This window comes from Flectobacillus sp. (assembly GCF_049240685.1).
Taxonomy (GTDB): Bacteria; Bacteroidota; Bacteroidia; order Cytophagales; family Spirosomataceae; genus Flectobacillus.
On sequence record NZ_JBMLSD010000126.1, the window covers coordinates 1 to 11256 of the forward strand.

An 11256-nucleotide genomic window follows, 5' to 3' on the forward strand; every position below is an offset into this window, starting at 1 on the left:
TGTCTCACTGACCACAGATAGAATACAATAATGGAGACATTTTGCCGATTGCCCATAGCCGACCGCCGAAAGCCCAGTCAAATCATTACTTAACATACATCAATGCACAGGTTTATTGCTTGTAGTAATTTTGAATCAACAAAACAACGACAGAGAATCAATAACACTTTGAAGGTTTTGTAAGTATTCAAGCAAAATAAAATTGCATGAATAAGCTTTAGGCTCTAAGCCGTAGGCATTAGGCAAAAAAGCCTTAATTATTTTATGAGAAATACTATTTAACGTTTAGCCTACAGCATAAAGCCTAGAGCTTAAGGCGGGTAAAATTATTTTAATTTTGCCCGGAAACTTAAAGCTAAAAATTCATACTCAAAAAACCTGCAATGTCGCTCAACTCCCGATTTTGGGAGGCGGAAAAATATTGCCCAAAATTTTCACAACACAATACAATAAACATTTAAAACCATGAAAAAGTCCATCTTATCTATCGCATTCGCTCTTGTTTCATTTATTGGTTTAGCACAAAAACCATCTCCTATGTTGTTGAGTCCAAGTAACCATGCTTTGGTACTTATCGACCATGAGAGCCAAATGGGTTTTGCTACAAAAAATATCGATATGACCGAATTACGTAACAATACGGCCATCGTAGCAGGTGCTTCCAAAATCTTTAATGTACCAACGGTTGTAACAACGGTAGCCGAAAAATCATTTAGTGGTCCTGTTTTTCCTGAAGTATCTGAATTTTACCCTCAAGCAACTACCAAATACATCGACCGTACTACCATGAATACTTGGGAAGATGTAAATGCTCACAAAGCGATTGTTGATAAAGGCAAAAAGAAAATCGCTTTTGCTGGCTTGTGGACTAGCGTTTGTATTGTAGGTCCAGTATTGTCTGCCATCAGCGAAGGATATGACGTATATGTAATAACGGATGCTAGTGGTGACGTTTCAAAAGAGGCTCATGACCAAGCTATCGCACGTATGGTACAAGCAGGTGCGCACCCAATGACATCTATCCAATACCTACTTGAATTACAGAGAGACTGGGCAAGAAGCGAGACTTATGTACCTGTAACCAACTTGGTAAAAAAATACGGTGGTGCTTACGGTATCGGTATCCAATATGCTCATGAAATGTTGAAACATTAATAGGCAATAGGCTATAAGCGGTAGGCATTAAGCCAAAAAGATTCTTTGCATTCATGAGGAATATGTTTGTCGAAAGTCTAAGGCTTAAAGCGAGCAAAATTAAAATTATTGTTAATGTAAAGTGTTAAATAGTAACACTTTACATTAACAATTCATAACTGACAATTCAGCATTATTACCCCAACCTTTCTTATTGCCATGAAGAAGTTAACCGCACTCACTATTCTCTTAACCTTTGTCATTTCTCAAGGTTTTGGGCAAAAAATCAAAGCTGATATGGTTTTGATTAATGCCAAAGTACATACCCTTGACGCTCAAAAGAGTAATGCCGAAGCTATTGCCATTGCAGGAAACAAAGTCTTGGCAGTAGGAAGTACCAAAGAAATTTTATCCTACAAATCTTCCAAAACACAAGTGGTAGATATTAAAGGAAAAACCGTTATCCCTGGGCTTTTTGATAGTCATTTACACGTAATCCGTGGGGGAAGATTTTTTAATACCGAATTACGTTGGGATGGCGTTAAATCCCTAAAAAGAGCATTAGAAATGCTCAAAGAACAGGCACAACGCACGCCAGAAGGTCAGTGGGTTCGTGTAGTTGGTGGCTGGAACGAATACCAATTTGAAGAAAGACGTTTGCCAACGATTGAGGAAATCAACCAAGCTACAGGTAATACTCCTACTTTTATTTTATATCTCTATGGAAAAGCGTGGCTCAACAAGGCTGGTCTCGAAAAACTTCATATCAATGGAGATACGCCTAACCCAATGGGTGGTTTAATCGAAAAAGATGAACACGGAAACCCAACAGGATTATTAGCCGCTGAGCCCAACGCCTATATCTTGTATTCTACACTAGCAAAATTACCTGAGCTTAGTCTCAACGAAAAAATTAATTCGACTTTACAGTACATGACCGAGCTCAACCGATTGGGTGTGACTGCGGTAATGGATGCAGGTGGCGGTTTCCAGAACTTCCCTGATGATTACAAAATCACAGATTCGCTTGACCGAGCAGGAAAAATAACCGTTCGATTGCCCTATTACTTATTTGCTCAGAAAAAAGGAACTGAACTAAGCGACTATAACAAATGGGTTGGTATGGTTGATTTGGACGCTTCGCATCCAAATGGACATAACGAGGTAGATTATCATGTTGAAGGTGGTGGCGAAAATTTAGTGGCTGATGCGGCTGATTTTGAGAATTTTCTTTTCCCTCGTCCTGAGTTGCCAGCAACTATGGAAAACTCCTTGAAGCCTGTTTTACAATTATTAGTAAAAAATCGTTGGCCATTCAGACTGCATGCTACTTATAACGAAAGTATCTCAAGAGATTTGGCGGTAATCGAAGAAGTAAACAAAGAAACGCCACTCAACGGACTAACTTGGTTTTTTGATCATGCCGAAACTGTCACTGAAGAAAATATGCAACGCATCAAAGCCTTGGGTGGTGGTATTGCGATTCAGCACCGTATGGCTTATCAAGGAGAAAGTTTTATTCGTAGATATGGCAAAAAAGCTGCCTTGAATAGTCCTCCCGTTAAAAGAATGCTTGAATTGGGTATCCCAGTTGGTCTGGGTACTGACGGAACGCGCGTAGCATCCTACAACCCATGGATGTCATTGTACTGGATAGTTTCAGGAAAATCATTGGGAGGCAATCAGGTAATGGCTAAAGAAAATACGCTTGATCGACAAACTGCACTCCAATTGTATACAGCAGGAGGATATGATTTAATTAAAGAAAAACAAAAAGGGAAAATTGCTTCAGGTTATTTAGCCGACCTAGTGGTATTGAGCGATGATTACTTCAACATAGAAGAAGAAAAAATCAAGGAAATTACTTCAGAATTGACGATTCTCGATGGGAAAGTAGTTTATGGCAAAGGAGATTTTAAAGCCATTGCACCACAACCTTTAGAGGTAATTCCGAGCTGGAGCCCAGTCAAATATTATGGAGGCTACCAAACCAAGTAATAGTGAGAATATGCTTTAGGCTTTAAGTTACAGGCAATAGGCTAAAATTCTGATAATTTCTTAAGAAACTACTTTAGCCTACAGCTTACAGCCCACAGCTTACAGCCTAATGCCCAATTTTGTTTTACTTAATCTTCGTTATACCGTATGAAAACCGCGATTTTAGCATTGGGTATTTTCTTAGGAAGTATCAGTGCTTATGCTCAAAAAGCTTCGCTTTTCAAACCACTTCGTTATGACGAAGATTGGTCTAAGATTAAACGTGATAGCACCGCAGGCAGTTACGATAAAATTAAGTTTATCCCATTCGTTAAGCATCAAAAACTGCCCTATTTATCTTTGGGTGGAGAAGTACGCTATCAATACTTTTACTTAAAAAATGAAGACTGGGGCGATGCCACTCCCGACAAAGATGGATTTTTACTCACCCGTTTTTTAGGTCATGCAGATTGGCATTTAAACAAGCATTTGAGGGCTTTTGTACAATTGCAAAGCAGTATGGCCAATAGTCGTTTAGCACCAAGTGTCGTCGAAGAAAATCCTCTGGATTTACATCAGGCATTTGTTGAGGCCAAATGGAACACTTCATCACAAACTACACTGACCACTCGCATCGGGCGGCAAGAATTATCTTATGGTTCGCAGCGATTAGTGGCTGTCCGTGAAGCGCCTAACAACAGAATGGCATTTGATGCCTTGAAGCTTATTTACCAACAAAAAAACTTTAAATCCGATGCTTTTTACTCGCATCCCGTCGCCAACAAAGCAGGAATTTTTGATGACCATTTTAATGAAAATGCTAAATTTTGGGGGCTTTATTCGGTCATTAATCATGCTCCTGTATTGAACAATATCGATGTTTATTACTTGGGTATTTGGAAAAAAACAGCCACACTCGTAGCAGGAAAAGGCGAAGAACTTCGTCACTCTGTCGGTACTCGAATTTGGAAAACCTCTGGCGCTTGGCAATATGATTTTGAAGGAGTTTATCAGTTTGGGACTTTTCAAGATAAAACGATTCGAGCTTGGACGGTTTCATCCAATACTACTTTTCAAAAAGATGAATGGCGTTTAAAACCAAAGTTTGGCTTAAAAACTGAAGCTATTTCGGGTGATGAAATCCCTAACGATAATCGAGTAGAGACTTTCAACCCCTTGTATCCCAAAGGAGCCTATTTTGGTCTGGCAGCACTTATTGGACCTTCCAATTTATTTGATATTCATCCTTCTATTGATTTAGAATTGACGGATAGACTTAATTGGGGTATGGATTACGATATTTTTTGGCGATTGAGTAAGCATGATGGTATATATGCGCCGAATATGTCGGTGATTTATGCAGGAAAAAATACTGAAGAAAAGTTCATCGGTACTCAGTTGGCGATGGATTTTAATTATCAACTCAATCCTTTTGTTTACCTCCGACTCGAAGCTACTTGGTTTGCTTCAGGTCCTTTTATTCAAGCAGAAAGCGCAGGAAAAGACATTTTTATGACAGCGCTTACTACGCAAGTAAAGTTCTAGCAAAAAACAATATTTAAGCTCATGGAAAACCTCACATACGGGCTACATCATATCACAGCAATTGCTGGCGATGCCCAAAGAACTTACGATTTTTATACCAAAATATTAGGGTTGAGATTAGTCAAAAAAACGGTCAATTTCGATGCTCCTGATGCGTATCACTTTTATTTTGGAGATACAGCAGGCTCACCCGGAACGATTCTGACATTTTTTGCTTGGGGTGATGAAGTAAAAGGCATCCCTGGCGCGGGAACAGTTTCTCAGATTACTTTTGCGATTCCTGTTGGAAGTATAGATTTCTGGAAAAAACGTTTGGCACAAAATAACATTCGTTTTGTAGAGCAAAATGATGGTTTTGATGAAAATATCCTATCCTTCGCAGATCCTGATGGTTTATCCTTGGCACTGATAGAAACAGAAAAAGGTAAAACATCCCAGCCTTGGGCGACCAGCGATATCTCTGCTCAATATGCAACACAAGGTTTTTATGGAATAACCCTCACACTTAACGAAACTGAACCAAGTGTTGAGGTACTAAAAGAACTACTAGGATATACAGTTTCAAGCAAGCAAGGTGCATTTACGAGACTATCTCACCAGTTTGAATCCAATGCTGCATATATCGATATTCTTGAATTGCCTGATGAACCAGAAGCCATGATTGCTGCTGGAATCGTTCATCACGTGGCATTCAGAACACCAACCGATGAATTTATTGAACTACAAAGAGCAAAGGTTTTAGAGGCAGATTTGCATGTTTCACCTATTATGGATAGAACTTATTTTCATTCTATTTATTTCCGTGAACCTGGCGGGGTTTTATTTGAAGTGGCAACGGATAGTCCTGGCTTTGATGTTGATGAACCTCTCGCAGAATTGGGACAATCACTGAAGTTGCCTATCCAATTCGAACGCTTTAGAACTGAAATAGAAAATACGCTCACGCCGATATATTGAGTGAATGTGTGATTTTAAAAGTATTCTCAAATAGTTGTATAATGCCTTTTTTCTTCAACCTAATAAATATGTATGAAATCAGAACCTTTTAATCAGTGGTTATCTAACCTATTATTAGTAGGTAATCTACCACAAAAATCATGGGATATTCTATTGTTGATTTACAGAGTGGCGTTGGGGACGGAGCTATTTTTGGTTCATGGTCTCAAAAAATTAGGTATCACAACAGGCGTAGTGGAGCATATTCCGAATCCTTTTGGCTTACCTGTATGGTTGAACGATGGCGCTATTCTTACCGCAAATTTAGTCTGTCCGATATTTGTGATTTTAGGCTTATTCACCCGTTTTTCTACTATCCCTATTTGGTGTGTGACCCTGATGGGATATTTGGTTGTACATGCAGGAGATTCCTTATTGGTCAAAGATACGCCCTTTATGTATAGCCTATCCTTCATTTTTCTAACCTTCGCAGGAGCAGGAAATTATAGTTTAGACTATTTCTTATTTTCTAAATCTCATTACGATGAATAAAGGTATTTGGATATTATTGGTGATTATGGCTGGAGCTATGTTACCGATTCAGGCGGGACTCAATACCCGTATGGGCAAAGTACTTGATAGTCCTTCATGGGCTACCCTGATTTCTTTTATTGTTGGAGCTATTGGTATGCTTGCTTATGTGGCTGTCAACAGAGAAGCACTTGTTTTAGGGTCAGTAAAATCCGCTCCTGCTCATTTGTGGGTGGCTGGTTTGCTTGGTGCCTTCTATGTAACCGTCATGGTGTTGGCATTTCCTAGGCTCGGGCCAGCATTAACTTTTGGGTTGGCCGTGGCAGGACAATTATTGATTTCCTTGTTACTAGACCATTTCAACCTACTAGTACCACACCCACATCCTATCAATCTACATCGTATCCTAGGGATTTTACTCATCATTGCTGGCGTAGTAATTATTCGAAAGTTTTAAATATGGCTGTAAGCTATAGGCATTAGGCATTAGGCATTAAGCAAAATTATAACATTAGAATTCCTGTCGAACTTTTAGGCAAGCACAAAGGACAAGCCCTAATTCATAACTCACAATTCACAACTCATCATTCCCAGATTATCTCAAAACATTTTATAAATCATGGAAACACACATTGGTATCAAAGAAAATGACCGTTTGGAGATAGCTTTAGAGCTGTCAAAGTTATTAGCAGATGAGTTTGTTTTGTACACCAAAACACGCAATGCGCATTGGAATGTAGAAGGAGCAGATTTTTATAATATGCACCTTTTCTTCGAAAAACAATATGAGGAATTAGACGACATTATCGACGATGTTGCCGAACGTATTCGTGCGATTGGTCATTTTGCTCCTGCTACGCTCAAACGTTATGCACAACTTACACGTTTGACAGAAGAAACTCGCGAAGAAAATACGAGTTTTGGACTTATCAAAGAATTATTGCAAGACCACCTGACGATTATATTTCATTTACGAGAAAATATAAATCGTTTTGCTAGCGACTTACATGACCTCGGCACCAGTGATTTTATTACTGGCTTGATGGAAAATCACGAAAAAATGGCTTGGATGCTAAGAGCGCATTTAAAGTAAAATTTGTGTAATTTTAGTAATAGAAGCAAGGCCGTTGTCTTACTTCTATTACCTCTCAATCGCCATTTGTTATTCTGAATCACGATGAAAACTTTTTCCTTTCTCCCAAAAATAGGCTTATTGCTCTTTGCCACAGGATTACTGAGCTACTTTGAGGCAAATGCTAAAGTACTCACATTAGCCCAAGCCGACTCACTTAAGCGTGTACTCAAAGGTAAAGTTACGCCTGTAAATCAAGTGAATACCCTTTTACTTTTGAGTGACCATTATTTGTTGCGAGATGGAGAACTAAAATCGGATTTAGATAGTGCCTCAACCTTGGCCGAAGAAGCCACCCGAGTAAGCGTAGTAAATAATTTGCACCAAGAATATGTCAAAAGTTTGTATTTAAGAGGTAGTATTTTGTTGGAAAAAGGGTTCCGAGCTGAAGGACGAGGTATGTTTCGGAAAGCTTTAGGTTTTGCCAAACTTTATAATTTGCCCGAACAAAAAGGCGATTATTTTGAAAAAGAAGGGCATTTAATAGAGCAAGACGAACAACATATCAAGCAAAAAATACAGTTTTATCAAAAAGCCATCTTTTATTTTTCACAAGCCAAAGCCTACGAAAAAGAAGCTCCTGCAAGGCAAATGCTCGGAGATTTATTGATTATTGATAATCAGAAAGAACAATCATTGAAAGAACTACATGCAGCACTCATTGCTTTTCGAAAGGCTAAAATACCTGATACCCAAGGCGTTTATAAACTTATGGCCAATGTTTATATACAAATGGGTAAGTACGATAATGCACTTGAAAATAGTATCTCCGCTGTAAAAATCGCTGAGTCGCTCAAAGACTCATCTTTACAAATGAGTAGCATTTACAATACTACTGCTCTGGTATATTATTATTTGAAGCAAGAAAAACCCGCTGTTGCCTATTGGGAAAAGGCATTGGTTCTCGCCAAGAAATATCAAGAGAAAAGCTATATTCAGATGATTTCGGGTAATATTATTACTGCTAAAGCCCGCATCAATGACTATAAAGGCGCACTAAAAGATTTAATATTTTTCGAAAAAAAATATGCCAAAGATTTGAGTGCAGAAATGATAGGGCGGATTCCTTATCTGTATTTGAATATTTATATTGGGCTTCGAGAGTTTGATAAAGCTCAACCGCATTATCAAAAGGTCTGGGAGATATTTTCAAAACTCAGCCCAGAACAGGCTTATTACAAGTTTTATCTCAATAGCATCACACGATATTTGATAGAAACACATCAATATAAAAAGGCCTATCCACTGCTTTTGGATTACGAAAAAATAGCTATTCAAGAAAAAAACTACCTTTATCTTTCCTTAGCTTATCAGAATATTTATAAAGCTGATTCTGCTCTAGGCAGGCTTCAAGATGCTGTAAAGCACCTAAAACTATATAAAGTGGCGTCTGATTCTTTACTTAATATCGAAAAAGCCAAGCAACTTATCAATCTTCAAGTAAAGTTTGAAACCGAACAAAAAGATAAGAATATCCAAATTTTACAACAAAAGACAGAAATTCAGAATGGCATTATCCAAAATGAAAGAGTGCTAAAAGTCAATATCATTGCTGGCGCTGTAATTTTATTACTCTTATTGGTAATTTCTGTGAGTCGATACCGACTTAAGCAAAAAGTTAATTTACAACTCGAGAAAAAACAAGTTGAGATTAACAAGCAAAATGATTTGCTCAAAAAGCTTCTGAGTGAAAAAGAGTGGCTTCTAAGAGAAATTCATCATCGCGTAAAAAACAATTTGCAGGTCGTAATTAGCCTTCTCAATGCACAATCGGCTCATCTCAATAATCAAGACGCCATTGTGGCTATTCAGAAAAGCCAACAACGAATGCAAGCCATTTCACTGATACATCAAAAACTATATCAAACAGACGGACTTTCAACCATTGATATGCGATGGTATATTGCTGAACTGATTTCGTATGTAAAAGAATACTCGAATTTTAAGCAAAATATTACCATCGACTACGTTCTAGAAGATGTAATTCTTGATGTTTCTCAGGCCGTTCCAGTAGGCTTAATTCTTAATGAAGTAATTAATAATGCTATCAAATATGCCTTTCCTAATCAAAGTAGTGGCATAATTCGTATTTGTCTCCAACTCGACAACCAAAACTTTGTACATTTGGGAGTACGTGACAATGGCATTGGGCTTCCAGATGATTTTTTACAACATACCTCCGAGTCATTGGGCGTCAATCTGATTTATGGATTGGCAGAGCAAATAGACGGAAATGTAGAAATTATAAGCGATAATGGCGTAAAGGTTCAGGTTGTTTTTCCCTTACATAAAGAGTTAGTGAATGTCTAAAAAGGATAAAATATTAATCGTTGAAGATGAATTTATTGTGGCGTATGACCTCAAGCTTATGCTCACCAAAGGGGGCTATTTAGTAACAGGAATTGCCTCTTCTGTAGAAAGAGCCTTACAATATATTGAGGAAAAGAAACCCGATTGGGTCTTGATTGATGTGATTCTTAAGGGTGATTTGACAGGTATAGATTTAGCCCAGATTCTGCATAAAAGAAATATTCCTTTTCTATTTATTTCTGCAAACACCAATCATTCATGCCTTGAATCTGCCAAAAAAACACAACCTTATGGTTTTTTGGTAAAACCTTTTCGTGACAAAGATTTATTTGTCATGCTCGATATTGCGCGCCATAGATATGGTATTGAAAGAGGTTTTATTAAGACCGAAACACAGGTTGAACTCACTTCTGAAGTCACTGGGCTAATTGGTAAAAGTCCTTATGCAAAGGAATTAACTCATAAAATCCAAATAGTAGCCAATACGCCTACCTCTGTGTTAATTTTGGGCGAAACTGGAACTGGTAAAGAAAAAGTCGCCAAGGCTATTTATGCTTTATCCAATCGTAATACACAACCCTTTATTACGGTAAATTGTGCTGCCTTACCTGTCAATCTTATTGAATCTGAGCTATTTGGGCATGAAAAAGGAGCTTTTACAGGTGCACACCAACGACGCATCGGGAAATTTGAACAGGCGCATGGAGGTACTATTTTCTTGGATGAAATCGGAGAAATGCCTCTTGAAGCACAAGTAAAGCTGTTACGCGTTTTGCAAGAAAAAGAATTTGAGCGAATAGGTAGCGATACTACCTTGAAAGTCGATATTAGAGTTATTGCTGCAACAAACCGTAATTTGGAAAAAGAAGTGTCGGATGGTCGTTTTAGGCTAGACCTTTATTATCGTCTCAATGTTTTTCCTTTAGAACTACTCCCACTCCGTGAACGAAAAGAGGATATTGAAGATTTAGTCTATTATTTCATTGAAAAATATGGATTGTTGTTGGGTAAAAAAATTACGGGCATCAATCATGCGGCATTAGAAAAGCTCAAAAATTACACGTGGCCCGGAAACATTCGAGAATTAGAACACTGTATCGAAAGAGCAGTCCTTTTAGCCAATAATGCCGAAATAAACGTACTTTCAATTCCTGAATCAAAAACTATTAATCAGATAGAGCCCGAACAGGCAAGTGCGATTCTGACCATGGAAGAAATGGAAAAAGAGCACATTATCAATACCTTAAAAGTAAGTAACGGCAGAGTGTCTGGCGCAGGTGGTGCGGCAGAACTTTTAGGCATATCGGCACAAACCCTGTATTCTAAAATAAAGAAACACGGGATTAAGTTGGTTTATAAATAAGCGTGCACAATTAGATTTAATTTATCTGTTTAGGCACAAGGCAACAGGCACAAGGCAAAGAGTATTAAAATGCCTTTTAATAACCACAGTCATGCTTTTCCCAATGCTCACCTCCGAAAGCCCTTACCTGAAAGCTTAAAGTACAATATTTAATTTTATTTTACTTACTGACTTAAGTAATCGTGCAGAATTAGATTCAATCAATTGAAGATGTAAGATATTGATAATTAAATTTTTACATTCACATTTCACAACTCATAATTCAGCACTAATACTTAGTAAGGAAGTAAATGAAATTACTAGTTCGAGACTAAGTCTCGAACTAGCT

At 37.9% G+C, this 11256-nt stretch carries 9 protein-coding genes; all 9 read left to right on the forward strand.

What is annotated here, in order from left to right:
• Nucleotides 1–465 precede the first annotated feature (465 nt).
• The 9 genes from ACOVQ4_RS05810 (at nt 466) to ACOVQ4_RS05850 (ending at nt 10928) form a co-directional block, all read left to right on the forward strand.
• Nucleotides 466–1155 carry a hydrolase gene (locus ACOVQ4_RS05810; RefSeq protein WP_421819709.1) on the forward strand — a complete coding sequence of 230 codons (690 nt, stop codon included), beginning with the start codon at nt 466–468 and terminating at the stop codon, nt 1153–1155.
• A 198-nt stretch (nt 1156–1353) separates the two neighbouring features.
• Nucleotides 1354–3132, forward strand: coding sequence for an amidohydrolase (locus ACOVQ4_RS05815; protein WP_421819710.1), 1779 nt, complete (start codon nt 1354–1356; stop codon nt 3130–3132).
• 147 nt (nt 3133–3279) lie between these two features.
• On the forward strand, nt 3280–4656 hold the full coding sequence (locus tag ACOVQ4_RS05820) for an alginate export family protein (RefSeq protein WP_421819711.1): 1377 nt from the start codon (nt 3280–3282) through the stop codon (nt 4654–4656).
• A gap of 21 nt (nt 4657–4677) precedes the next feature.
• Complete coding sequence (locus ACOVQ4_RS05825) at nt 4678–5613, forward strand: ring-cleaving dioxygenase (protein ID WP_421819712.1); 936 nt, start codon at nt 4678–4680, stop codon at nt 5611–5613.
• Between the two features lie 72 nt (nt 5614–5685).
• Nucleotides 5686–6144, forward strand: a complete 459-nt coding sequence (locus ACOVQ4_RS05830; protein WP_421819713.1) for a DoxX family protein — start codon at nt 5686–5688, stop codon at nt 6142–6144.
• A complete protein-coding gene (locus ACOVQ4_RS05835; protein ID WP_421819714.1) occupies nt 6137–6580 on the forward strand; it encodes a DMT family transporter in 444 nt (147 codons plus the stop codon). The genes ACOVQ4_RS05830 and ACOVQ4_RS05835 overlap by 8 nt, the downstream gene beginning before the upstream one ends.
• Before the next feature lie 162 nt (nt 6581–6742).
• The gene (locus tag ACOVQ4_RS05840; protein ID WP_421819715.1) at nt 6743–7216 is read left to right on the forward strand and encodes a Dps family protein; all 474 of its coding nucleotides are present in this window, start codon (nt 6743–6745) and stop codon (nt 7214–7216) included.
• A gap of 84 nt (nt 7217–7300) precedes the next feature.
• A complete protein-coding gene (locus ACOVQ4_RS05845; RefSeq protein ID WP_421819716.1) occupies nt 7301–9565 on the forward strand; it encodes a tetratricopeptide repeat-containing sensor histidine kinase in 2265 nt (754 codons plus the stop codon).
• Nucleotides 9558–10928: a sigma-54-dependent transcriptional regulator gene (locus ACOVQ4_RS05850; RefSeq protein WP_421819717.1), complete on the forward strand. Its 1371-nt coding sequence runs from the start codon at nt 9558–9560 to the stop codon at nt 10926–10928. Before ACOVQ4_RS05845 ends, ACOVQ4_RS05850 begins: the two co-directional genes overlap by 8 nt.
• The last annotated feature ends 328 nt before the right edge of the window (nt 10929–11256 follow it).